This is a genomic window from Rhizobium sp. NZLR1 (genome assembly GCF_017357385.1).
Taxonomy (GTDB): domain Bacteria; phylum Pseudomonadota; class Alphaproteobacteria; order Rhizobiales; family Rhizobiaceae; genus Rhizobium.
Window position 1 is genome coordinate 150,651 of record NZ_CP071636.1, and the last position, 23,206, is coordinate 173,856.

General features: G+C 59.5%; 20 protein-coding genes and 1 pseudogene. 5 read left to right on the forward strand and 16 right to left on the reverse strand.

Features of this window, described 5'->3' with window-relative positions; genetic code table 11:
- Positions 1-2: 2 nt before the first annotated feature.
- Positions 3-917 (reverse strand): J domain-containing protein, encoded by a 915-nt coding sequence (locus J3O30_RS31265; RefSeq protein ID WP_207585715.1) that lies wholly within the window; start codon positions 915-917, stop codon positions 3-5.
- 92 nt (positions 918-1,009) lie between these two features.
- On the reverse strand, positions 1,010-1,477 hold the full coding sequence (locus tag J3O30_RS31270; RefSeq protein ID WP_207585716.1) for a universal stress protein: 468 nt from the start codon (positions 1,475-1,477) through the stop codon (positions 1,010-1,012).
- A gap of 210 nt (positions 1,478-1,687) precedes the next feature.
- On the opposite strand from J3O30_RS31270, the gene J3O30_RS31275 reads away from it, so the two are divergent.
- The gene (locus tag J3O30_RS31275) at positions 1,688-2,539 is read left to right on the forward strand and encodes an NAD(P)-dependent oxidoreductase (RefSeq protein WP_246762903.1); all 852 of its coding nucleotides are present in this window, start codon (positions 1,688-1,690) and stop codon (positions 2,537-2,539) included.
- Between the two features lie 189 nt (positions 2,540-2,728).
- A pseudogene (yghU, locus tag J3O30_RS31280) lies at positions 2,729-3,603 on the forward strand (glutathione-dependent disulfide-bond oxidoreductase).
- Between the two features lie 77 nt (positions 3,604-3,680).
- Here yghU and J3O30_RS31285 read toward each other — a convergent pair.
- Genes J3O30_RS31285 through J3O30_RS31305 form a run of 5 tightly spaced genes read right to left on the reverse strand, consistent with a single transcriptional unit; the run spans position 3,681 to position 9,647 of the window.
- The gene (locus J3O30_RS31285; RefSeq protein WP_207585718.1) at positions 3,681-5,195 is read right to left on the reverse strand and encodes an ABC transporter substrate-binding protein; all 1,515 of its coding nucleotides are present in this window, start codon (positions 5,193-5,195) and stop codon (positions 3,681-3,683) included.
- A gap of 19 nt (positions 5,196-5,214) precedes the next feature.
- Positions 5,215-6,924 carry an ABC transporter ATP-binding protein gene (locus J3O30_RS31290; protein ID WP_207585719.1) on the reverse strand — a complete coding sequence of 570 codons (1,710 nt, stop codon included), beginning with the start codon at positions 6,922-6,924 and terminating at the stop codon, positions 5,215-5,217.
- The gene (locus J3O30_RS31295; RefSeq protein WP_207585720.1) at positions 6,921-7,772 is read right to left on the reverse strand and encodes an ABC transporter permease; all 852 of its coding nucleotides are present in this window, start codon (positions 7,770-7,772) and stop codon (positions 6,921-6,923) included. The genes J3O30_RS31290 and J3O30_RS31295 overlap by 4 nt, the downstream gene beginning before the upstream one ends.
- Positions 7,769-8,707 carry an ABC transporter permease gene (locus tag J3O30_RS31300; RefSeq protein WP_207585721.1) on the reverse strand — a complete coding sequence of 313 codons (939 nt, stop codon included), beginning with the start codon at positions 8,705-8,707 and terminating at the stop codon, positions 7,769-7,771. The genes J3O30_RS31295 and J3O30_RS31300 overlap by 4 nt, the downstream gene beginning before the upstream one ends.
- A gap of 49 nt (positions 8,708-8,756) precedes the next feature.
- Positions 8,757-9,647: a proline iminopeptidase-family hydrolase gene (locus J3O30_RS31305; protein ID WP_207585722.1), complete on the reverse strand. Its 891-nt coding sequence runs from the start codon at positions 9,645-9,647 to the stop codon at positions 8,757-8,759.
- A 128-nt stretch (positions 9,648-9,775) separates the two neighbouring features.
- Here J3O30_RS31305 and J3O30_RS31310 point away from each other — a divergent pair, with 128 nt between their 5' ends.
- Positions 9,776-10,573: a LuxR family transcriptional regulator gene (locus J3O30_RS31310; protein ID WP_207585723.1), complete on the forward strand. Its 798-nt coding sequence runs from the start codon at positions 9,776-9,778 to the stop codon at positions 10,571-10,573.
- A gap of 64 nt (positions 10,574-10,637) precedes the next feature.
- Complete coding sequence (locus J3O30_RS31315; protein WP_207585724.1) at positions 10,638-11,540, forward strand: proline iminopeptidase-family hydrolase; 903 nt, start codon at positions 10,638-10,640, stop codon at positions 11,538-11,540.
- 49 nt (positions 11,541-11,589) lie between these two features.
- Here the strand turns inward: J3O30_RS31315 and J3O30_RS31320 are convergent, their stop codons facing one another.
- The 5 genes from J3O30_RS31320 to J3O30_RS31340 form a co-directional block, all read right to left on the reverse strand.
- Positions 11,590-12,501 carry an acetamidase/formamidase family protein gene (locus J3O30_RS31320; protein ID WP_207585725.1) on the reverse strand — a complete coding sequence of 304 codons (912 nt, stop codon included), beginning with the start codon at positions 12,499-12,501 and terminating at the stop codon, positions 11,590-11,592.
- Positions 12,502-12,756: 255 nt separating this feature from the next.
- Positions 12,757-13,374: an outer membrane protein gene (locus tag J3O30_RS31325; protein WP_207585726.1), complete on the reverse strand. Its 618-nt coding sequence runs from the start codon at positions 13,372-13,374 to the stop codon at positions 12,757-12,759.
- A 737-nt stretch (positions 13,375-14,111) separates the two neighbouring features.
- Complete coding sequence (locus J3O30_RS31330) at positions 14,112-14,369, reverse strand: GlsB/YeaQ/YmgE family stress response membrane protein (protein WP_007637043.1); 258 nt, start codon at positions 14,367-14,369, stop codon at positions 14,112-14,114.
- Between the two features lie 354 nt (positions 14,370-14,723).
- Complete coding sequence (locus J3O30_RS31335; RefSeq protein ID WP_207585727.1) at positions 14,724-15,020, reverse strand: hypothetical protein; 297 nt, start codon at positions 15,018-15,020, stop codon at positions 14,724-14,726.
- Between the two features lie 289 nt (positions 15,021-15,309).
- On the reverse strand, positions 15,310-15,756 hold the full coding sequence (locus J3O30_RS31340) for a GNAT family N-acetyltransferase (protein ID WP_207585728.1): 447 nt from the start codon (positions 15,754-15,756) through the stop codon (positions 15,310-15,312).
- 402 nt (positions 15,757-16,158) lie between these two features.
- Between J3O30_RS31340 and J3O30_RS31345 the strand changes: the two genes are divergently transcribed.
- Positions 16,159-18,414: an EAL domain-containing protein gene (locus J3O30_RS31345; RefSeq protein ID WP_207585729.1), complete on the forward strand. Its 2,256-nt coding sequence runs from the start codon at positions 16,159-16,161 to the stop codon at positions 18,412-18,414.
- Positions 18,415-18,573: 159 nt separating this feature from the next.
- On the opposite strand, the gene J3O30_RS31350 is transcribed toward J3O30_RS31345, so the two are convergent.
- The 4 genes from J3O30_RS31350 to J3O30_RS31365 are packed head-to-tail and all read right to left on the reverse strand — an operon-like array spanning position 18,574 to position 23,172.
- Positions 18,574-19,563 (reverse strand): substrate-binding domain-containing protein, encoded by a 990-nt coding sequence (locus tag J3O30_RS31350; protein ID WP_207585926.1) that lies wholly within the window; start codon positions 19,561-19,563, stop codon positions 18,574-18,576.
- Positions 19,564-19,616: 53 nt separating this feature from the next.
- Positions 19,617-20,660, reverse strand: coding sequence for an ABC transporter permease (locus J3O30_RS31355; RefSeq protein ID WP_207585730.1), 1,044 nt, complete (start codon positions 20,658-20,660; stop codon positions 19,617-19,619).
- Entirely contained in the window at positions 20,660-22,177 is a 1,518-nt protein-coding gene (locus J3O30_RS31360; RefSeq protein WP_207585731.1) for a sugar ABC transporter ATP-binding protein, read from the reverse strand. Before J3O30_RS31360 ends, J3O30_RS31355 begins: the two co-directional genes overlap by 1 nt.
- The gene (locus tag J3O30_RS31365) at positions 22,174-23,172 is read right to left on the reverse strand and encodes a LacI family DNA-binding transcriptional regulator (protein ID WP_207585732.1); all 999 of its coding nucleotides are present in this window, start codon (positions 23,170-23,172) and stop codon (positions 22,174-22,176) included. The genes J3O30_RS31360 and J3O30_RS31365 overlap by 4 nt, the downstream gene beginning before the upstream one ends.
- Positions 23,173-23,206 lie beyond the last annotated feature (34 nt).

Here is a 23,206-nt window from a genome sequence, read left to right on the forward strand (position 1 = left end):
GATCAAGCCTCCATGTTCTTCCTCGGATCGTATGGATGTGACGTCTCCCATTCCTTGATCAGGGACGTCAGCCGTTCGTCGGGATTGGCGGGCAGCACGATCTTCAGGGAGACATAGACGTCGCCGTGCCCGCCGCCGCGATTGGCAACGCCTTTGCCCTTGAGACGCAGGACCTTGCCCGTATTCGAGTGCGGGGGCAGCGTCAGGTTGACGGGTCCCGACGGTGTCGGCACACGGACCTTGCCGCCGAGCACCGCCTCGCCAAGTGAGATCGGCAGTTCCAGGCGGATGTCGTCGCCATCCCGCGTGAAGAAGCGGTGAGGGCTCACGCGGATCTCGATGAGGGCATCACCCGGCGGCCCGCCTCCAATACCCGGCTCGCCCTTGCCGCGCAGCCGCAAGGTCTGGCCGTCGCGGGTTCCGGGCGGGATCTGCACATCGAGCGGTGGCCCGTCCGGCAGCTTGACCTCGGTCCTGGTGCCGTTGATGGCCTCAAGAAAGTTGACCTGCATGGAGAACCGCCGATCCTGGCCATGACTGCGCATCCTGCCGCCGCCGGCGCGGCGCGAAAAGAAATTGGCAAAGGAATTGTCGGCATCGCCGAAATCGGCAAAGCCGGCACTGTTGTGGTAGGGATTTTCGGGACCGCTCGCCGAGGCATAGTCGCGGTAATAACTGCGTTGCGCCCGCTCGGCGCCCGTCATGTCGATCTCGCCGCGATCGAAGCGCCCGCGTTTTCCCTCGTCGCCCAATATCTCGTAGGCGGTCGAAATTTCCTTGAACCGCTCCTCGGCGTGTCTGTCGCCGGGATTAAGGTCGGGGTGAAGTTTCTTGGCAAGCTTGCGAAAGGCGCTTTGAATGTCCTTTTGCGACGCATCCCGCTTCACACCCAGAAGCTCGTATGGATCCTGGCTCATGCATATCTCCGTCAGGGCAGTTAATACTGCCGATTGGCTTGGGGGAAATATAGGTTCTCAGACCGCCGCCGGGGAGGGGAAGCCACAGAAGGTTAGAGCGCCAGCGCGTCTTCTTCCTGAGGGGCCGAGCCGTCATGCGCTTGATCGGGACGCCGATCGATGAGAACCGAGCATCCGGCGTGGCGCACGACCTTCTCGACGATCGAGGAGAAGACGTAGTCGGTGATATCCGCCACATGGGATGAAAGCAGGATGAGATCGGCTGATCTCTCCCTGGCGGCCGACACGAGCACGGAGGCGGCAACGCCGATGCGGATCTCGACTGTCGCCGAAATGGCGAGCTCCTTGCAGAGCGACACAAGTTTCCTCTCGGCATCGACGATAGCGGTCGTCTCGAATTCCTCGGGAATACCCGACAGGTGACGGTGGGGGATGTTCTCGATGGCATGCATGACGACGACGTTTCCGCCTTCGTCCAGGAGCTCTGCCGCCCGGCGCAGGAGACGGATTGCCGTTTGCCGGGAGCCCATGCCGATGCCGCAGATGATCGTTCGATACATTAAATCCTCGCACGCAAATGGTCGCACCGATTATACCGGCATCGACCGTTTCTGTTTTGACCGATATCAAACAGAAACGCCGAAATAGCGCAATGATCGCGTCCAGGAAGCGGCCGTTCGCTTCAAAATAGAATTTTGGGGGTCGTCACGATTGACGGCATGGCCATCGGCAATAGCTCTATCGTGACGTCGTTACTGATCGAGGTTCACATGCAGACTTTTGCAATCATCGGAGCGGGCGCAATGGGAAGCGCGGTCGCCAAACGGCTGGTCGATCACGGCGCCACCGTGCTGACCTGTCTCGAAGGCCGCAGCGAGCAGACGATCGCGCGGGCTAAGGCGGCCGGCATGGTGCCGGTCGGCCGCCAGGAGCTGGCGAAGGCAGAGATCATCCTGTCGATCGTTCCGCCGGCGGAAGCGATCGGGGTTGCCGGGCTCGTCGCGGAGATATTGCCGGGGGTGCAGGCGCCGCCGCCTTTCATCGACCTCAATGCAATTGCGCCGAAAACAATGCAGGCAGTGGCGGCACGGTTCGGCGGCAGCGGCGTGGAAGTGTTGGATGGCGCGATCATCGGCGGGCCGCCGGTTCCCGGCAAATCAGGTCCGACCCTCTATATCAGCGGCGATACAGCGGCGCGAACCAGGCTGCTCGAAGAATGCGGCCTCAAAATCCGCAGGCTCGATGGACCGCTCGGCGCGGCCTCGGCGCTGAAGATGTGTTATGCCGGCATCAACAAGGGCTTTGTCGGCCTCGGCGCGGCGATGCTGCTTGCCGCATCGCGCTCGGGTGCTGCCGAAAGCCTGAAGGCCGAACTCGCCGAAAGCCTTCCGGACGTCGACCGCAAGCTGTCGAAATCCATTCCGGATATGTATCCGAAAGCCTATCGATGGGTTGCCGAAATGCAGGAGATCGCCGATTTCCTTGGAGAGGATGATCCGGCGGCGGGGATTTTTCGGGGCATGGCGGACGTCTTTGCCAGGATGGCTGGCGATGTTGAGGGTAGCCGTCTCCTCGTCGGACAGTTGGATGAGATCCTCGCGACCGCGGAAACCGGCGGCTGAGCACGGCGGTCAAGCAATCGTCGCTGCGCCGAATATCGGGGGCGGCAGCATCTCTTAGCCAACGCTCTGACGATTATGTGAAGCCGTTCCGACACCTCTGACAAACCTCATTGCCTCTGCTATGTCAGGAAAAATGCGTCGGCCAAACGGACGTCGCAACCTATCCGACCAATGCCAGGAGTTTGAAATATGAGCGGTTCTTCCGAGTATACCCCCCGAAGGTCTGGACCTGGAATAAGGCGAATGGCGGCCAGTTCGCCAGCATCAACCGCCCGATAGCAGGCCCGACGCATGACAAGGAGCTTCCGATCGGTCGCCATCCGCTGCAGCTTTATTCGCTCGGAACGCCGAACGGCCAGAAGGTCACGATCATGCTCGAGGAGTTGCTGGCGCTTGGCCATAGCGGTGCGGAGTACGACGCCTGGCTGATCCGGATCGGCGATGGCGACCAGTTCGGCAGCGGCTTCGTCGCCGTCAATCCCAACTCGAAGATCCCGGCGCTGATGGATCGCAGCGGCGAAACGCCGATCCGCGTCTTCGAATCCGGCGCCATCCTGACCTATCTCGCCGAAAAGTTCGGGGCTTTCCTGCCGACCGCACCGGGCGAGCGCGCCGAATGCCTGTCATGGCTGTTTTGGCAGATGGGAAGCGCACCCTATCTCGGCGGCGGTTTCGGCCATTTCTACGCCTATGCGCCGACGAAGATCGAATATGCCATCGACCGTTTCGCCATGGAAGTGAAGCGCCAGCTCGACGTGCTCGATCGTCGCCTCGCTGAAAGCGAGTATCTGGCCGGCAGCCAATATACGATCGCCGATATTGCCGTCTGGCCTTGGTATGGCGGCCTGGTGAAGGGCTTGACCTATGGAGCCGCCGAATTCCTGCAGGTCGAGGACTATATGAACGTCCAGCGCTGGGCCGACGCAATCGGCGACCGCCCGGCAGTAAAACGCGGGCGAATGGTCAACCGGACCTCCGGCGAGCCGTCGAGCCAGTTGCATGAGCGTCACGACGCCAGCGATTTCGAGACGAGGACGCAAGACAAACTCGCGGTCGCCAGTTAAGCAACCGCCGCGACTTTCGCTTCCTCTGAAATGGATGATGCTCCGCCGCCCAGAGGCGACGGAGCGTGGGCCAAAACTCAGTTCTTGACGGTATCCTCCAGGAAGAATCGGCCGAGCGGGTTCTGGTAGAAGTTCTCGATATTCTTGCGCGTGACGTTGATATAGGGGCTGTAATAGAGGTCGATCCAGTTGACGTCGTCCTTGGCCATCTTCTGCAGATCGACATACATCTCCTGGCGCTTCTTCGGGTCAAGCTCGAGACGCGCCTTGGCGACCAGTTCCTTCACCGCCTCGTTCTTGTAGTTGGTCGAATAATTGTTGTTGGAATCGTGGCCGAGCACGAAGGTGGTCTTCTGGTCCGGATCGAGAATGTCGTTGGTCCAGTAGTTGACCGAGACGTCGTAGTCGCCGGCAACGGTCATATCCCATTCCTGGCTCGGATCGACCTTCTGCAGATTGGCGGTGATGCCGGCCTTCTGCAGCTGCTGCTGGACCAGCACGGCCGTCTGTTCATCGACTTCGTCGCCGGCGCGGACCAAGTAATTCAGCGTCAGGTCGGAGGCGCCGGCGGCCGCCAGCATCTCCTTAGCCTTTGCCGGATCATAAGGCCGCTGCAGATTGTCGGCGAAATAATAGAGAGCCCCCTTCGGAATGTAGGAATTGGCGACCGTGCCCTGGCCGAAGGTGACGGTATCGACGATCGCCTTCTTGTCGATCGCCAGATCCAGCGCCTGGCGGACTTCCTTCTTGCCGAGCGCTCCATGCGCATGGTTGATCAGCAGATGATCCTCACGGGTCGAGGCGTCGATATCGACGTTGAGGTTTGGATCCTTCTTCAGCTCCTCGACACGGGAGAAGGGAACGAAGATCGCCGCATCCAGCTCACCGGCCTGGACGTTCAGCATGCGGGTATTGTCGTCGGGCACGGAGATCCATTCGACGCCGTCGAGCTTGACGCGGTCGGCCTGCCAGAAGTTCGGGTTCTTCTTCAAGATGATACGGTCGCCGCGGCGCCATTCCTCGACGGTGAACGCGCCGGATGCGATCGGCTTTTCGGCATAGGCGTCGGCACCAAGCGATTCCATGCCCTTCTTGGAAATGACCGAAGCATTTGGCAGCGCCAGCGTCGAAAGGAACGGCGCGGACGGGTTTTTCAGCTTGATCGTCAGCGTATGCGCATCGGTCGCGACCGCCGTGTCGATCACCTTGTAGGAATCGCTCCAGAGCGAGGCAGCATCGTCGCGGATGCGCAACAGGCTGAAGGCGGCGTCTTCCGCCGTCAGCGGCGAACCGTCGGAGAATTTCGCGTCGCGGATCTTGAACGTATAGGTCAGTCCGTCGTCCGAGGCAGTCCAGCTTTCGGCAAGGCCCGGTTCCAGCTTGGTGCCTGTCTTGTCGACGCGGATCAGCACGTCGTAGACGTTTGAGAACACCCAGTTGTCGATGTTCTGGGCTGTTTTGATCGGATCGAATGTCGTCGAGTCCTCGCGGCGGCCGATGGTCAGCACACCGGCGGCCTCGGCATAGCTTGTGCTGAGTGTCAGGCCGGCGAGCAGGGCTGCAAGCCCGATTGATTTCCATCTGTTTGTCATGAATTCGTTCCCTTCGTTGTTATGGCATTCGTTTGATGGGTTGGATCGGCACCGCTTGCTGATCGTCCCGGCCGCCGGCGCCTTGCAGCAGCGGCGTATCAGGATCGATGTCGGGAATGGCCGCGATCAGCGCCGCCGTATAGGCATGGCTCGGCCGCGCGAAGACCTCTTCGGACCGGCCTTGCTCGACGATCTCGCCGCGATACATCACGACGACGCGTTCGCAGAGATTGCGGACGATCGCCAGATCATGGGCGATGAAGATCAGCGTGAGGTTCATCCTCGCGGTGAGTTCGCGGAACAGCTCGATGATCTGCGCCTGGATGGTGACGTCGAGCGCGGCGACGCATTCATCGGCGATGATCAGCTTCGGGTTGACGGCGAGCGCCCGGGCGATACCGGCGCGCTGGCATTGGCCGCCGCTCATGCTGCGCGGTTTGCGGCCGGCGAATTCGCGTTCGAGGCCAACCAGATCGAGCAGCGCGTCGATCCGCGCCGGGATATCGGCCCTGGCGACCTTGCCCTGCACCTTCAGCACCTCGGACAGCATCTGCCCGATCGTCAGCCGCGGATTGAGCGCATTGTAGGGATCCTGGAAGACCATCGCCGTCTCGCGCCGGAGTTTTGCCAGGCCGGCGCTTTTCTGCAGGGCCAGATCGACGCCGTCGAAGGTGACGTGGCCTGAGGAAAGCGGTGTGAGGCCGAGCACGGCGCGGGCAAGCGTGCTCTTGCCGCTGCCGGATTCGCCGACGATGCCGACCGTCTCGCCCGGCATGATCTGCAGGCTGACGCCGGCAACGGCGCTGACCGTCTTGCCACCGCCCTTGAACAGGCTGCCGCCGGCTCTGAACCGCACATGCAGATCGTCGATTTCGAGCAGTGGCCGCGCCGGTGGGCTGGCCGCGGCAATGCCCAACAGCGGCGCGGGCGTCGCGCCGGGCAGGGAAGGGTGGCTGTTGATCAGGTTGATCGTATAGGGATGCTGCGGCCGCGCCAGGATCGTCCGCTTCGGCCCCTCTTCGAGGAGCTTGCCGTCGCGCAGCACGGCGATGCGGTCGCAGCTTTGGGCAACGATGCCGAGATCGTGTGTAATCAGAATGATCGACAGCCCGCGCCGGTCGCGTATCTCCATCAACAGTCGCAGGATCTGCGCCTGGATGGTCACGTCGAGCGCCGTCGTCGGCTCGTCAGCGATCAGGATCTTCGGGTTGCAGGACAGAGCAACGCCGATCATCGCCCGCTGCCGCATGCCGCCGGAAAATTCGTGCGGATAGCTGTCATACTGGCGCACCGGATCGGGGAAGCCGACCTGCGCGAGGATTTCCGTCGCAGCAGCGCGGGCTTCGCGGACGCCGAGGCGTTGATGATAGCGGATGCCCTCGGCGATCTGGTCGCCGATCCGCATCACCGGGTCGAGATGACTGGTCGGGTTCTGGAAGATCATGCCGATCTCGCCGCCGCGCACCTTCAGCATCTCGCCGTCGTCGACCCGCATGAGGTCGCGCCCTTCAAGCAGCACCGAGCCGCTTTCGATCTTCAACAGCGAGGAGGGCAGCAGCCGCACCAGCGAACGGCAGAACAGGCTCTTGCCCGAGCCGCTCTCGCCGACGAGTCCGAGGATCTCACCTTTGCCGAGATCGAGCGAGACCGCATCGAGCAGCGTGCGCGGGCCGGAATCGAGATGGACGCGTACTGTGAGATCGCGGACGGACAGCACGGAGCCGCTCATTCGTGCACTCCGAGCAGTTCGCCGAGAGCGTCGCCCAGCATGCTGAAGCCGAAAGCAAGGCAGACGATGGAGAGGCCGGGAAACAGCGTGATCCACCAGGCGGTGGTGATGAAGCTCTGTCCTTCCGCGACCATGACACCCCATTCGGCCACCGGCGGCTGGACGCCGAGGCCGAGATAACTGACGGCAGCGCCGCTGAGCAGTACGAGCGTAGCATCGGACATCGAAAAGACGATCGAACCGGCGATCGCGTTCGGCAGCAGGTGGCGGAACATGATGCGCGAGCGGCTGAAGCCGAGGCTGACGGCGGCAACGGCGTAGTCGCTGCTTTTCAGCACCAGCATCTGCGCCCGGATCAGCCTCGCGTAGGAAACCCAGCCGACCAGTGCCATGGCGATATAGAAGCTGCCGAGGCCAGGGCCGAGGATTGCGATGATCGACAGCATCAGCACGAGGAAAGGGAAGGCGAGAATGATATCGACGAGGCGCATGAACAGCGCATCGACGATGCCGCCGAAGAAGCCGGCGATCGTGCCGACCGTCGTGCCGATCAGGAAGGGGAAGATGACGCCGATCAGCGCCATCTGCAGATCGAGGCGGGCGCCCCAGAGGACGCGCGAGAGGATATCGCGGCCGAAATTGTCGGTGCCGAACGGATGTAACAGGGAAGGCGCCTGCAGGCGCACCTCGGCGTTCTGCATGATCGGGTCGTAGGGCGCGATAACAGGCGCGCCGATCGCCAGCAGGACGAAGAACAGCAATATGCCCGCACCGACGGCAAGCATCAGCCGCCGTCTGAAGAACCGGTGCCAACCGAGGGATGCTGGGGCGATTGCTTCGATGCTCATAGCCTCACCCTCGGATCGACGGTGACGGTAACGATGTCGGCGATGAAGTTGATGAGCACGGTGGCGCAGGCAAAGACCATGGCGACGCCCTGGACCACCATGTAATCGCGTGAAAAGATCGCCCTGACGAGCAGCTGCCCCATGCCGGGCAGCGCAAAGACGGTCTCGACCACCACCGTGCCGCCGATCAGCCAGCCGATGTTGACGGCAAGCAGGTTGATCGTCGGCACCAGCGAGTTCGGCAGCACATGCCGCCAGAAGACGATCCCCTCCGGCATGCCACGGGCGCGCGCTGCCGTCGCCACATCCGATTTCAGCTGCTCGATCATCGCCGCCCGCAGGCTGCGCGTCAGCACGGTCGAGAGCGACAGGGCGACCGTCAGGCTCGGCAGCACGAGATGCGACAGCTTCTCACCGATCGTCGCGCCATAACCGGAAACCGGCAGCACGCCGAGTTCGACGCTAAACAGGATAATCAGCATCAGCCCCAGCCAGAAGGGCGGAAAGCCGATGCCGAATGTCGAGACGATGCGCACCGCATGATCGGGCGCCCGGCCGGCATTGCGGGCGGCGATCGCCGACATCGGCACCGCAATCAGGACCGAAAGCACGACGCTGGAAACGACCAGCGCAAGCGTCGGCTCGATGCGGGTGACGATCAGCTTCAGCACGTCGATCTTGTAAAGGATCGACTTGCCCATCTCGCCATTGGCAAGGTTCTTGAGGAAATAAACATATTGCAGCCACATCGGCTGATCGAGGCCGTACTGGGCGCGGATGCTGGCAAGAGCTGCCGGTGTCGCGCGCGTGCCGAGGATGTTGCGCGCCGGATCGCCTGGGATCAACCGGACCAGAATAAAAGTGATGACGCTGATGCCAAAAATGACCGGCAGGAACTGCAGCGGTCGGGTCAGAACGAATCTATAGCGATGCATGAAGGCGATCGCCCCTCTTTCTTCGTCGGGTTAGCCGCTTTACTTTGCATCAGGCTGCCTTGTGCCGGGCGAGAAAATCGAGAAGCGCCGGATAATAATCCTGCGGATTCTCATAAAACGGCATGTGGCTGGCGTTGGCAAATACCTTGAGTTCGGCATTCGGCAGCGCAAGCTTCATCCTGAGCGCACAGGCCGGGGTCAGCTCATCATGCTCTCCCGTCGTGATGAGCACCGGCAGCATCAGCCGCGGCAGATCTGGGATGCGGTTCCAATCCTTGAGGTTTCCGATGTAGAGAAACTCGTTCGGCCCCTGCATCGTCTCGTAGGGCGCCATGTTCCAATCGTCGAGCGAGCGGCGCACCGGCGCCGGCCATTCCGGCAGACGGCAGACATGCCGATAATTCAGAATGGTGACGGCAGCGAGATATTCGGGGTGATTGTAGGTGCCTTGCGCCTCGTGCTTCTGCATCATCGACACGGTTTCTGGACCAAGCGCGGCGCGTAGCCGTTCCAGTTCCGAGATCAGATGCGGCATGTCGGCTACGGTATCTTCGAGGATCAGCGTCTTGAGGTTTTCGGGATAGGTCAGAGCATATTCGATCGCCAGCCACCCGCCCCAGGAATGGCCGAGCATGTGGACCTTGCCGAGGCCCAGCGCCTTGCGCACCGTCTCCGTCTCCTCGACATAACGGCCGATCGTCCAGAGCGAGAGATCGGCCGGCCGGTCGGAGGCGCCGGTACCGAGCTGGTCGAAGGCAACGACGCGATAGCCCTTGTCGATGAGACAGGAATGCGCCTCGCGCAGGTAGTCGCAGGGCAGGCCCGGCCCGCCGTTCAGGCAGAAAACCGTCTCGCTGCCGGTCCCGAAACTATAAGCAACGACGCGATAGCCATCGACATCGATCTCGAATCGCTCGTCCGGCCGTATTTCACGCCACATTGATCGCTCCGCCAGAAGATTTCACTTGCTCAATAATTGGGCACGGCTAAATTTTTACCTTAAACCGCATTCCGTGCCAGCTATAAGAAGTGATAGGGTGGGCAGTACGCCGTACCTGGGAGCAAATCATGCTTGACGATATCGGAACGATCAGACGGCGGTTTACAGCGCATGAAACGCTGGACGGCCGGATCGACCAGGCCTTCGAGGCGATGCAGCAGATCGGCTTCGAAGCGCTGATCTATGACTATACGCCGGTGCCCTACGATCTCGACGGCGCCATCATGATACCCTCGCTGCTGAAGCTCAGGAATATATCAGACGACATGCACGACTACTGGTTCGATCGCGGCTATTTCCGTATCGATCCGGTGCAGCAGGTGGCGCTGCGCACCTCCGCACCCTTCTTCTGGAACTATGACGCCGACGCCGATACGTTGATCAGGCGTTTCATGAGCGAGGCCACCGCGCCGGTGACGCGCTATTTGCGTGAACGCGACATGTCGACCGGCGTCACCGTCCCGGTTCACATGCCACGCGGCGACTATGCGACGGTCACCGGTATCCGCTTCGGCCGCAATAGCGATTTCGAACGGCACGCCCTGCGCTATATCGCCGACTTCAATCTGCTGGCCCATGTCTTCCATGAGACCGCCTATTCGCTGTTCGACACGCGGGCGAAGAGCGTCGGCACGATCCGCCTGACCGAACGCGAACGTGAATGCCTGCGCCATTCGGCGGAAGGTTATTCAGCCAAGGAAATTTCCCGCATCATCGACCGTTCCGTCCCGACTGTCGTCATGCATCTGAACGCCGCAACCAAGAAACTCGGCGCCCGCAACCGCACCCAGGCCGTGGTGCGCGCTACCCATTACCGCCTGCTCGAAGACCGGCCGACCCAACCCTGGCCACCCTATAACTTGTGATAGCTGCCTTCGCCGTTGCCGCCGCGTTATGCTTTTTCATCACCGCTGAATGATGGAGACGCCTATGGGCGAAGTCACGACCACCGAAGCCTATTTGCCCTTTCGCGACTATCGCACCTGGTATCGCGTCACCGGCTCGCTGGAGAGCAGCAAACTGCCCCTCGTCGTCGCCCATGGCGGGCCTGGCTGCACGCATGATTACGTCGATTCCTTCAAGGATATCGCCGCCCTCGACGGCCGCCCGGTCATCCATTACGACCAGCTCGGCAATGGCAATTCCACCCGACTTCCAGAAAAAGGCCCGGATTTCTGGACGGTTGGCCTGTTCCTCGAAGAGCTGGACGCGCTGCTGTCCCATCTCGGCATTCAGCATCGTTATGCCTTCCTCGGCCAGTCCTGGGGCGGCATGCTCGGCGCCGAACATGCGGTGCGCCGGCCGCAAGGCTTGAAGGCGCTGGTCATCGCCAACTCGCCTGCAAACATGCACACCTGGGTTTCGGAGGCGAACCGGCTGAGGCAGGAACTGCCGAAGGAGGTGCAGGACACGCTGCTGAAGCATGAACTGGCGGGAAGCCTCACCGATCCGGACTATATCGCCGCCTCGCGCGTCTTTTATGACCGCCATGTCTGCCGCGTGTCGCCGTGGCCGCCCGAAGTGGCGCGGACCTTCGCGATCATGGACGAGGACAACACCGTCTACCGCAACATGAATGGCCCGACCGAATTTCACGTCATCGGCACAATGAAAGACTGGACGATCGAGAACAGGCTTGACCGTATCGAAGCCCCGACGCTGCTGATCTCGGGAAAATACGACGAGGCGACGCCACTGGTGGTCAGGCCCTACCTCGAACGTGTCCCGGGCTGCGAATGGGTGCTCTTCGAAAACTCCAGCCACATGCCGCATGTCGAGGAAAAACAGCTTTGCCTGGCGACCGTTTCCGGTTTCCTGTCACGGCACGATTGAGGAACGCGCTGCCGGCCCATTGGATCGCCCGCGATAAGCTGGCGATCACCTATCGACGAACCAGCCATTTCTTGGCGACGCGGCAAGCCATCGTATAGGCCGGATCAAAGACGTTGCCGACGTCGTAGCGCACCACCTGGCCGAGCAGATGGCTGGCCGCCGTCCTGTCCAAGCCATAATCCGACGCCAGCCAGGTCAACATTTCGCTGGTTGCATGTTGGAGCGCCTGATCGAGGGGTCGGGCGTTGCCGATGGTGAAGATGTCCTCGGCGGTTTCGCCGCGCGGCCAGACCAGCCCGGCCTTTTTTTCCACCGTCAGCCTCACCGTGACTTCGAAGGTGGTCTCGATGCCGGTTCCGACAATCTCGCCATCCCCTTGCACGGCATGGCAATCGCCGAGAAAGAACAAGGCGCCCGGAGCCGATACCGGAAAGCGAACCGTGGTGCCGGGACCGAACAGTCGATAGTCCATGTTGCCGCCATATTCGCCGCTGGTCGCGGTCGAGATCGCTTGGCCGAGGCTGGGCGCCACGCCGAAACAGCCGATCATCGGGGCGAGCGGCAGAACGAAATATTCGAGGCCTGCGACCGGCTCGGACAGCCGGACGGTCGAGGCATCGCGGTCGATGGCCCAGATGGCGATATCGCGCGGCGGCAGGTCACGCACCGTCTCGGGATCGACCACGTTGGCGGCGACGACGCTTCGGGTAAACCCCGTGTCCCTGGTCGGGATCATGCTGATGATCTCGACCTTAAGCGCATCTCCGGGCTCGGCACCTTCCACGAAGATCGGGCCGTTCATCGGATTGCCGCCGGGTGCCTGCTTGACACCGTCCTTGTCATGTCCGGCGGCATCAAGCGTCTCAGTGATCACCGTGTCGCCACTGGCGACATGGAGCGCCGGGGGAAATGAACCGATGACATTATGGAAGATCGTCGGAATGAAGCGGTGAGTGGTCATCACAATACGCTCTCGCTCGTTTGGAATGTTGTGAGCCTGCAGTTGAACTGCTCGGCGGAGAGAGTTGGAGACTAGATCAGAGATTGCCTGCAATGCCAATCCACAGCATCACCCGAAATACGGTTCGGCCGCATTCCGGCCGCCGATCGGCAGGCTGTCATATCAACGCGTCTTTAGACATCGGGGAGGACTCCCTGGAATCCTGAAAGCAGATGATCACGCCTCGACCGACGTCGAGGCGTGATCACTTTACGCTCAGAATTTGAAGCTGGTGCCGAACGTTACCTTTTGCTGATTAACCTCGAAATCGCCGAGCGCCGAACCGAAATCCTTGCTCCCGAAATCGTCATAACGATATTCAGCGCGCATCAATATATTGTCTGTCAGGGCGCGCTCCACACCTGCGCCGGCGGTCCAGCCAATCAGAATGTCGTCTTTCTTGCCAACGCCCGGCACGTCGACTTCTCCACCGGCTGCGGCCAAACCCCCGGTTCCGTAGATCAACATACGGTCCAAAGCATATCCCACGCGGCCACGCGCCGAGCCGTCCCATTTAAGGGAAACGTCACTCCCATCCTTCCAGTTGTAGTTGAAGTCATTTTCGATACCGAAGATGAAAGGGCCGTGCTGGAAATTATATCCGCCATAAATACCCGTGGACCCGCCATCGAGATCCTGCTCGGAACCGCTGAGGTAGCTTGCATGTGTCGCGGTATATCCGCCTTGCAGTCCAAGATAGAACCCCGACCAGTCGAAGGCCGACTGGGTCTGTTCCTGTTGAACATATGCGGGATCTTGAACCACGAGATCGGCGGCAAAAGCCGGCACTGCCGATAAAGTCACGGCGGCCAACGCGATTATCTTTTTATACATTAAAGTGCCTCGTCATTCGATTATTGGAGAAAGCTCAGCAAACCGGCAAGTCGGCTGGGGCCGATGCATTATGCTGCGGTTCGGAGTTGCGGTTTGCACTTTATTGTTGAGATATGTTGTGAACTCGGACACGGCGCAGGCGCCAAGGTCGCGCGTCAAGACGTCTCCGGACGTGTCGATACAAAACGAGCGCCAGCGCATATTCGGGCTACCACCCGATCAAATTGTCGATCGTCGGGCGCAGAATCCAACGCAGGCAGTGTAGAATTCCAACTCGCAGAAAACGAAACTTCCATCACAAACGTGCGGCCGCAAAATACGAATATTTGAGCCTATGTAATTGTAATAAAATAATTATTTTTGTTCCATAACCTGCATTACGCCACATTGTTTTGTAGCCGCAAAGTTGAAGTGTCCTGTTTCTGCAAAGTTGGAATGTCACACTCCCCGGGTCTGATTGACGCTTGGGAGATTGCGGATGGGACTGATTGCGATGAGCGAGCGCGATCTGCAGCGGATCGAAGTTCTGTCGAAAGATCCGGATGCTGCGCATCGATAAGTAAGAAGACACGTGAACAGAAGCGCCAGAGAGCGCTCGACCCATTAGGGGAGCGCTCTCTGCCGTCCAAGCAGCCAAGCGAGCGATCACTCGCTGCATGGCAATCGTTTTTCCGGCGATAGACCATGGATATGGGCCGGACCGCCCGTCGCTCAAGATCGACGGAGAGCCTCTCCGATCAGGCCGTCCGTCTAACCATGCGCGCGATCGCGATGAGGATGCAGGCTCCAACGAAGCCCGCGATGAGATATCCCAGCCATCCGCCGAGGACGACGCCGAAGAGCGAGAGAATGAAGTTGGCGACGATCGCGCCGACGATGCCAAGCAAGACGTTCATGAGGACGCCCATGTTGCTCTTCATGAACATTTCGGCGAGCCATCCTGCCAAACCGCCAATGATGATTGCTGCAATCCAGCCGATACCTGCGTTTTCCATATGAATTCCCCTGAATGTTGGACGAAACGGCGATCGCCACCGGACTGCCAGGTCATCAAATCTTTGCGGGAATGATTGCCGCGCGACCGAGAATTAAACACGCGCGGTGCCGATTGGTTCCGGCGGTCAGACGGACTCTATTCATGCGAACGCCGCTGGTGATAGTTTTCCAGCAATCGTCATCGGCATTCGCGATGGATTCAATCGAAGCGCGGATCCTGGGAAGCGGACGATCAAACACCTAGGGCGCTGTCGCAGAGGCTGAAGGTCATCGATGATCTCTCTGAGGGCGATCTGCCGATCTGGAAAGCTTAGGCCGAAGGAATCCAGTCCAATCGAAGCACTGCGCCGCTCTTATCCAGCCACCAACTGGCCGGATTGCATGGCTGGCCGCGAACCTACACAAGGCGCATGCGTGAAAATCGAAAAAAATTTCAACTCCAGATACATGTGCCGCATCAGGCCGCTGAGCTTTTGCTGGTCGCGAATGCCGCATTCGAACCAGGAGACAAGCTCCCTTGCAACATGCTGCGCTGCCGGACTGCCAATGTCATATGATTTTTCCTGACACCATTGCCTGAGCACAGCTTTCAGCATGGCCACGTCATCGGGCTGCAGCGCCGGCTTCGTAATTCCCGAATGCTGGGTCATCCGTATTCCTCCCCAATTACATCAGCCGATCCTAATCTACGGATTTCCGTTTTCAACCTCGCGTACGAAAACGTACGTATCGAGGCGCTGGCGGCACCGGAATTCGGATAGCCGGCGGCATGTCCGGGCCATCTGCCTGCCGTGGCGGGCGACCACGACCATCCATGTCCCATCACGACCTGCGCCGAAACCTCCCTCCCACAGGCACACCGGGGCGATCGCCCGAAGCCAGCGACCTCGGCCGCGCCAGCATGGCGCCATCTGTGGCAGACCCTTACCGCCCCCTACGCTAAGTTCCCGATTTCGAGTAGAGCCCAAGATCGCCGCCAATGGCGAACCCGCAGCGCTGATAAAATTTCGACAACGCACCCTCTCGCTGTGAGACCAGCCAGACGCTATTACAACCTTCGGCCATTGCTGTTTCGTAAATTGCCGAAAGCAGCGCTGTCCCTATCCCCGCGCCCTGCGCTTCAGGCAGTACCGAAAGCTCGTCCAGGTAAATGACCGGACCGGAGTGGCGCCGCTGTCGTATGCCCAACGCTACCCCTAGCACCTTGCCTCCCTCGATGGCCGCAAGGGCAATCGATTTGGGCGTTTCAAGCACAGTCTTCACATTCTCAACCGCCGCTTCAAGCGACCAATCCTCGTTCCACGGAGGTCGAGCATAGGCACTTACCAGTACGGCGGCGGCGCTGCTGAGATGTTCTGGAATAAGACGCTTAATCTGAAACGGCATGAATCCACCCTACGTTGAGTGAGGTGACATTTGCAGCAGTTTGACCGTTAACGCAACGGGGTCGCAGATGCGACGCACCCGCTGCTCTTCACACCGTGGGTAGTTGTGTTGCGCACGAAGTGACGTGGGTCGCATCTTTCATGTCGCTGTCAGAGCTTTTCCGATCGTTGGCTTGAATTCCGCATCAAGTGGACCCATCACGCCAGAGTCTCTCCGGCGCTGACGAAGGTTTGTTGGCCATAGATTTTGTGTGTGGATCGAGCTCGGCTTGCCGAGATATCGCGTCGAAGCAGGAGATTATCATGGCCAAAGAAAACCAATAGCTCCGAGGTGTGCGCGGTTTAGCGTTGCTTTAAACAAACTGTGCAAGGGTAGAGGCCTGTCATCTACACCGGCAACCTGATGAAGTTTCGAAGAAATCCAAACATGGTGCGCAGCCTCGCGGGCGCTGTAAACCGAACTGGCGCATTTGCTCCCGCAATATTTGCTGCAATTATTGCAATCATCGTCGTCTCTGTTGCAACGAACTGGCGGCTCGAGCGATCGCTCGCCGATGAACGCTCGATTGTTGCCGGTGAGCTCGCCACCATATCATCTCGACTTCAAACGAACCTCAATAGCAATGTGAAGCTGTTGCAAGGGCTGGCAGCTGGAATTGCGGTCGACCCGGCGATGGACCAGAACCAATTTTCCAAGCTTGCCGCGCAGATCCTGCAGCCCGATTCACAACTGCGCAGCTTCGCCGCGGCCCCCGGCATGGTGGTCAAATGGGTTTATCCAGAAAAAGGCAACGAAAAGGCCATCGGGCTCGATTACCGAACGAATGAGAAGCAACGCGATAGCGCAATGCTGGCGCGCAACACCCACAATATCGTTCTGACCGGCCCTGTGGACCTTGTCCAAGGTGGAACCGCTTTCGTTGTCAGATGGCCAATTTATGTCACTGACGGAACGAGCCAGGTCTTTTGGGGTCTGCTGTCTGGGCTGATAGATATACCAAAGCTCTACCGAGAAAGCGGCCTTGAATCGACCGACCTTGAGATTGCCATCAGTACCGTGCCGGAGCCGGATTTACCTAAAAAAGTGTTCCTCGGCAGCCTGCAAACTTTTTCGAAGAAACCGGTTAAGGCGTCCGTCGATATGGCTTATGGACGATGGACCCTGGTCGCGGCGCCTAAGGGCGGATGGGGCCAAAATAGCGGGATCGGCATTTTTGAGCTCTATGCGAGCTTGTTGTCGTTATGTGTCGTTGCGCCGATTATCTGGGTCGGTTTTCTGACCAAATCACGCCAAAGAACGATTGAAAAGCTTCGCCTTCACAAGAAAAAGCTCGTTCGAGCACGGCAAAGGCTGGAGTACCTGTCGTTGCATGACGCCCTCACGGGACTTCCCAATCGACGATTTGTCGACCAGATCATCTCGCAGCCGCCGCGACCTGATCCAGAAGATTGTCTGATACTCATCCATATCGACCTGGATCGATTTAAAGAGATTAACGACACGAAAGGGCATGCTGGCGGTGACACAGTCTTGCAAGCAACAGCTTCGCGCCTTGCGGGGTTGGCCGGCCCAAACGAGGTCGCTGCTCGGATCGGCGGAGATGAGTTCATCTTCGCCAGCTGGAATGCCAATCCCGAGCCTAAAGCAAAGGCATTAGCCAGTCTGATTGTCGATTCTCTCGAGCAGACAATCTTTATTGATGGCGTGGAGTGTGTCGTCGGCGCCAGCGTCGGTGTCGCCTGGGAGACCCCACGGGCGGGCTGGCGAGACCTCAGCCAATTGCTTTTGAATGCCGACCTGGCTCTATACGAGGCAAAGAAGACGGGCCGCGGCCGTGCCGCCGTTTTCACCGAAGAGCTTCGCAGCGCGGCGATCCTTTCGAAAGAACTGGCGGACGAATTTCATCACGCCCTCGATTGCGATGAACTCGTTGCATTCTTCCAACCGCAGTTCGATGCGAACACATTGACTATCGCCGGCGTTGAGGCACTTGCCCGGTGGGTTCACCCGAAAAAAGGTCTGCTCGGCCCAGACAAATTTCTTGATGTCGCCGAAAGGCTGGGGCGTAGCGGGGACATGGACCGGCTGATCCTGCAAAAGGCTCTCTTCGAGCTTACAAGATGGGACAGCTTGGGAATGCAGATCCCGCGTGTCTCGGTAAACATTTCAGCGCGTCGACTGGCACAGCCAAATCTGCTTGCGGAACTGTCCGAGCTTCCCGTCGCGAGGGGCCGCCTGTGTTTCGAGTTGCTGGAGACAATCTCCTTCGACCATCTTCAGCCTGTTCTCAATGACATCATTCCAGCTGTCAAAGAGCTCGGCATTGAAATCGAGATCGACGATTTCGGCACCGAACATGCCAGTATCGTCAGTCTACTGAGATTTGAGCCGCGAAGATTGAAGATCGATCGGGAAATTATCAAGCCGATTATCGCCTCTCCATCTCAACGCCGTCTGGTCTCCTCGATCATAGAAATTGGCCGGTCACAGAACATCGACATCGTCGCAGAGGGCGTGGAGACAATGGAGCATGCGAAGATCCTGAAAGATCTTGGTTGCCATTTGCTGCAGGGTTACGCGCTGGCGCGACCAATGACCTCGGAGCAGTTGATCGAATTTTGCCGTGCGAAAGACGAGGGACTCACAGCGGCAGGCTGATAGCCATGCCCTGCTTCCCCAAGCACTCCAGGCTTGCGCGTTCCACAACCGGCTCACCAGGGGATGGCATCGAGATCAGCAAGGGCTCGACGCGCTCCAGCCAATTGATTGGCTCGACCCGGCTAGGCAGATACGCCCAGCCGGGTTGAGCCTGCGCCTTTACTTGCCCATCATTTGCTTCGCGTTTTCGGGCGTGATGGCTGTGGTATCGACCGTTACCGTCGGCTCAACAGACGACGCGCAGTCCAGCAGTATCGACTTTGCCATGTCGATCGCCTCCTTCCCTCCCGTAGGATAGGTAAAGGTCGCGGACCAATCGCCCTTTGCGACCGCCTCAATTCCCCCGGCAGGCCCAGGCAAGCCGTCAGTGCCGATGATCTTCACGCTCTTACCGGCACCTTTCGCAGCAAGCAGCGCACCCGCCGCCATCATATCGTTGCTGGCATAGACCATCTTGATATCGGGATGGGCCTGCAGCATGGCGGCGAACGCCGTTTGCGCTTTATCCGGCAGCCAGTCCGCCGCCTGTTCTGCCACGATCTGGATCTTGGAATTGGCTTTCACGCCATCTTTGAAGCCATTGAGCCGTTCGACGGCCGGTGTCGAACTGGGCAGCCCCTGCAGCACGGCGGCCTCGCCGCCATCCGGAAGAAGCGTCTTGCTGGTATATTCGCCGGCCGCCAGCGCAATCTTGTAGTTATCGCCTCCGATGAAAGCTGTGTAGTCCTTGCCAGCTTCACCGTTCGTCTTGCGATCAAGTTCGATGACCGGGATACCCGCGTCCATAACCCGTTTGACGGCGGGTGTCAGCGGGGCCGCCTCGAAAGGCGAGATCAACAGAAGGTCGACCTTTTGGGTGATGAAATTGTCGACTTGCGACGTCTGCGTGTTGACGTTGCCTGCCCCGTCGGCAATCTGCAGTGTGAACTGCGGGACTGCCTTGGCGGCTGCTTCCAGTTCATCGTTGACGTGCTGGCGGTAGGGCTCCGCATTGTTTGCCTGCGAGAAGCCGATGACGAATTCGCCATCCTTGGCGCAAGCCTTCACAAGCGGATCGGCAGCTTGGGCCACGCCCGCAATACAAAGACATGAGCCCGCCATAAGTGCCATGCGCCGGGCACTCGAAAATCGAAGTGCATTCTGTGTCATTACTTTCTCCTCCACATTGGTCCCGGATCCACCCTCCGGAAGATGCCGCCACACTACCTGCCCAATCCTTCGCGGCGACGAACGAGGGATTGAAGGACTGCCGCCAGAACGATAATTGCCGCTGTAGAAAGCAGCTGCATGGCCGGCGTGATGTTGTTGAGCTGAAGAATATTGGCCAAGGCGCCAAGCATGATCGTACCGGCGATCGTTCCGACCATGGAACCCGACCCGCCAAACAGGCTTGTCCCACCAATGACGACAGCCGCGATGGCCGTCAGTTCATATCCGGTGCCATCATTGGCGCTCCCGAAATTGAATTGCCCGGCATGGACGATGCCGGCCAGCGCGGATGCAAAGCCGGTAATGGCGTAAACGGCGATCTTGATTGCCGAGACCGGAACACCTGAAATGCGAGCGGCGCGCTCGTTTCCGCCGACGGCATAGACGTAACGGCCGAATCTAGTCGTGTTCAGCACCAGCGTGGCGATGCAAGCAAAAATCAAAAAGACGATCGTGGCCACCGGAACGACATTGCCGAACAATCGCCCGCCGAGAACCGCAAAGATGGGTGGAGCCAGCCCAGGGCCATCACCATAGGATATATTGATGTACTGATTGCCCGACACGACGAGTGCCAGCCCGCGAGCTGCCTGTAAACCGGCAAGAGTGACGATAAAGGCTTCAAGCCGAAACTTGCTTGAGATCGCTCCCTGGACCAAGCCGAAACAAGTGCCCATCAGCAGCACTGCCAGCACCGTTGTAATCAGTCCAAAACCGCCGGAGACCATCAATGTTGCTGTGACGACGCTCGCAAGACCAAGGGCGGCCCCAACCGAAAGATCGATCCCGGCGGTTATGATCACAAACGTCATTCCGATGGCGATGATGCCGGTTTCCGACACTGCGCGAACGATGTTGGCGATGTTGTCGGGTTGAATGAACAGGATGACCCCATGCCTACGCGGCGAGAATATGATGCCACCGGCAAACACCAGCACAAGGCCGATCAGGCTTTGGAAGCGGACGATCACCGCAAGCGGATCGATGCGCTTTGCCGGTTGAATCGGAGAACTCGACGTAATTTGCTGTTCGGACATCATCCCTCCCTCCCGTTGGCGGCGGCCAGAACGTCGTGTTCGCCCACCCCGCCAGAAAATTCGGCAACGCTGCAGCCATTGCGTAGAACCACTATTCGATCGCATAGGCCAATCAGCTCAGGCATTTCGCTTGAAGCGACAAGGATGCCCAATCCGTCCGAGGCAAATTCGCGCAAGCGGGCGTAAATCTCTCCCTTTGCTCCGACGTCAACACCGCGGGTCGGCTCGTCGAGAAGCAACAAGCTGGGATTGCCCAGCACTTCCTTGGCAAGGACGACCTTCTGCTGGTTGCCGCCAGAAAGAGCACCCACCGCGATCCCGGGATTCTTGGGACGGATGTCGAAATTCCCGAACGAGCTCTTGATCGCATCGTCCTGTCGACGTGCAGACAACAAGCCCTTTGGGGATATTCGGCGAATGATCGACATGACCAGATTGAGGCCGACAGACATACGCAGCATCAGCCCGGCGCCGCGCCGATCGTCGGTTACGAAGGCGAGGCCAGCCCGGCGCGCGGCTGCGATGGATCTAAGCCTTGCCGGTTTGCCGCCAATGGTAACCTCACCCTGCCATCGGCCCGGCACACCTGTCCCGTAAAGAGCGCTAAGAAGCTCCGTTCGCCCTGCACCCATCACGCCAGCCAAACCGACAATTTCACCGCGGTGAACATCCAGGTCGATCTTCGATGGAGCTTGCCAGCCGGGTGACGCCCGGTGCGGGCGGAAAGAGGCCTGCCGCATCCTCAGTAACACGTCGCCGACACGATCCGATCGAGGCGGGTAAAGCTCGTTCAACGGACGGCCGACGAGAAGCTGCACCAGTTGGGCTTGCGGAGCGTTCGGTTCGGTAATGCCGGCGACCTTGCCGTCGCGCATGACCGTCACGCGATGGGCAATCTGCGGCACTTCCTCAAGGCGATGCGAAATATAGACGATACCGACGCCTGATGATGCGAGCCCGCGCATGATATCGAACAATCGATCGACTTCGCCGACAGTCAACGCCGCTGTCGGCTCATCCATAATCAGAGCGCGCGATGCATAGGACAGCGCCTTGACAATGGCGACGACCTGGCGTTGGCCGATAGATAGCTCGCCGACAAGCTGAGCGGGATCGATCGATCGGTCGATTGCTTCCAGCCTTTTGTGCGCTTCGCGCAGCATCGCCTTTCCGTCGAGCATGCCATGGGGATGGACAAGCTCGCGGCCAAGAAAGAGATTGGCCGCGACGCTCAGACTCGGAACGAGATCCAATTCCTGGAAAATCGTTGCAATTCCCGCCGCCTGTGCATCCCGGGGGCTGTGAAATCGGGCGGGTTTGCCATCGATAAAGATCTCTCCCTGGTCCGGCGTGTGCACACCGGACATCAGGTTCATCAACGTCGATTTGCCCGCGCCATTCTCTCCAAGCAGGGCATGGATTTCACCCACTTTAAGATCGAAGTCCACGCCACGCAGCGCTTGAACCCCGCCAAAATGCTTGGTGACCCCTTTCGCCGAAAGAACAACCTGGCTCATGCTGCTTCTCCACACGATTCACGCACCCGCAAAACCGGCGACAGTCGAACGGTCTCGCGGGGGCGGTGCTTGTTGCCGATCCGCGCAATCAGCAAGTCGGCCGCCTTCCTGCCAATCTCATCGCAAGGCTGGGCCATCAGCGTCAGGCGCGGCTCGAAGTAGTCTGCCCATTCGAAATCATCGATCCCGAGCACCGAAATGTCTTCGGGAACGCGCAGTCCCCGTTCCCGAATGGCTCTCATAGCGCCGATCATCGCTAGATTGTTTGAGGCAAGGATTGCTGTCGGTGGCTCCTTCAGTTCCAGCAAGCGGTGCGTCGAAGCGGCGGCGTCAGCCGTGCTGCGGTTGCCGTTGCTGATGAAGGCATGTGGGACCTCTATCCCCCTCTCCGTCATAGCTTCCCGGAAAGCCCTGGTGCGCTCCACGGTCGTCGCAAATCCAGGCTGGCCGAGGATGATCCCAACCCGGTGGTGATGGAGCGTGACGAGGTGATCGACCAGCATGCGAATTGCCGCCGTGTTGTCGGTCCCGACCTGATCGAAACGATCATCGGAGAGCCTGTCGACGAGCACACAGGGAACATCGCATTCAAGGAGGTAGTCCAGCGATTTCTTAGGATCGCCCGAAGCGGCAAGGATAATCCCGTCGACACGGCGGTGGTGCAGATGCCGGACGAGTTCCAGTTCTCGATCCGGATCATCCTGTGTATCGCACAGAAATACGATCAAGCCTCGCTTGGAACACTCGGCTTCGATCGCGCAGATGATGTCGCTGAAGTAAGGGTTCGAAATCGCCGAAATCGCCAGTCCGACCGTGCCCGTCGACGATAATTTGAGAGAGCGTGCAACAGCGTTCGGGATGTATCCGATCTCGTCCACGGCCTCCATGACGAGCTTCGCCTTCTCGGGCGACACGTAGCGCGTCTTGTTGAGAACATGGGAAACCGTGGAGACCGAAACCCCCGCCGCCTTTGCAACTTCGGAAATCGTCGTCATGAGCGCGCTCCGGCGTTCGCCGGCAGCACAACAA

Excerpts from the sequence above, each read along its gene's own strand:
- J3O30_RS31265 (WP_207585715.1), bottom strand. The coding sequence starts at position 917 with ATGAGCCAGGATCCATACGAGCTTCTGGGTGTGAAGCGGGATGCGTCG.
- J3O30_RS31270 (WP_207585716.1), bottom strand. The coding sequence starts at position 1,477 with ATGTATCGAACGATCATCTGCGGCATCGGCATGGGCTCCCGGCAAACG.
- J3O30_RS31275 (WP_246762903.1), top strand. The coding sequence starts at position 1,688 with ATGCAGACTTTTGCAATCATCGGAGCGGGCGCAATGGGAAGCGCGGTC.
- J3O30_RS31285 (WP_207585718.1), bottom strand. The coding sequence starts at position 5,195 with ATGACAAACAGATGGAAATCAATCGGGCTTGCAGCCCTGCTCGCCGGC.
- J3O30_RS31290 (WP_207585719.1), bottom strand. The coding sequence starts at position 6,924 with ATGAGCGGCTCCGTGCTGTCCGTCCGCGATCTCACAGTACGCGTCCAT.
- J3O30_RS31295 (WP_207585720.1), bottom strand. The coding sequence starts at position 7,772 with ATGAGCATCGAAGCAATCGCCCCAGCATCCCTCGGTTGGCACCGGTTC.
- J3O30_RS31300 (WP_207585721.1), bottom strand. The coding sequence starts at position 8,707 with ATGCATCGCTATAGATTCGTTCTGACCCGACCGCTGCAGTTCCTGCCG.
- J3O30_RS31305 (WP_207585722.1), bottom strand. The coding sequence starts at position 9,647 with ATGTGGCGTGAAATACGGCCGGACGAGCGATTCGAGATCGATGTCGAT.
- J3O30_RS31310 (WP_207585723.1), top strand. The coding sequence starts at position 9,776 with ATGCTTGACGATATCGGAACGATCAGACGGCGGTTTACAGCGCATGAA.
- J3O30_RS31315 (WP_207585724.1), top strand. The coding sequence starts at position 10,638 with ATGGGCGAAGTCACGACCACCGAAGCCTATTTGCCCTTTCGCGACTAT.
- J3O30_RS31320 (WP_207585725.1), bottom strand. The coding sequence starts at position 12,501 with ATGACCACTCACCGCTTCATTCCGACGATCTTCCATAATGTCATCGGT.
- J3O30_RS31325 (WP_207585726.1), bottom strand. The coding sequence starts at position 13,374 with ATGTATAAAAAGATAATCGCGTTGGCCGCCGTGACTTTATCGGCAGTG.
- J3O30_RS31330 (WP_007637043.1), bottom strand. The coding sequence starts at position 14,369 with ATGGAAAACGCAGGTATCGGCTGGATTGCAGCAATCATCATTGGCGGT.
- J3O30_RS31335 (WP_207585727.1), bottom strand. The coding sequence starts at position 15,020 with ATGACCCAGCATTCGGGAATTACGAAGCCGGCGCTGCAGCCCGATGAC.
- J3O30_RS31340 (WP_207585728.1), bottom strand. The coding sequence starts at position 15,756 with ATGCCGTTTCAGATTAAGCGTCTTATTCCAGAACATCTCAGCAGCGCC.
- J3O30_RS31345 (WP_207585729.1), top strand. The coding sequence starts at position 16,159 with ATGAAGTTTCGAAGAAATCCAAACATGGTGCGCAGCCTCGCGGGCGCT.
- J3O30_RS31350 (WP_207585926.1), bottom strand. The coding sequence starts at position 19,563 with ATGACACAGAATGCACTTCGATTTTCGAGTGCCCGGCGCATGGCACTT.
- J3O30_RS31355 (WP_207585730.1), bottom strand. The coding sequence starts at position 20,660 with ATGTCCGAACAGCAAATTACGTCGAGTTCTCCGATTCAACCGGCAAAG.
- J3O30_RS31360 (WP_207585731.1), bottom strand. The coding sequence starts at position 22,177 with ATGAGCCAGGTTGTTCTTTCGGCGAAAGGGGTCACCAAGCATTTTGGC.
- J3O30_RS31365 (WP_207585732.1), bottom strand. The coding sequence starts at position 23,172 with ATGACGACGATTTCCGAAGTTGCAAAGGCGGCGGGGGTTTCGGTCTCC.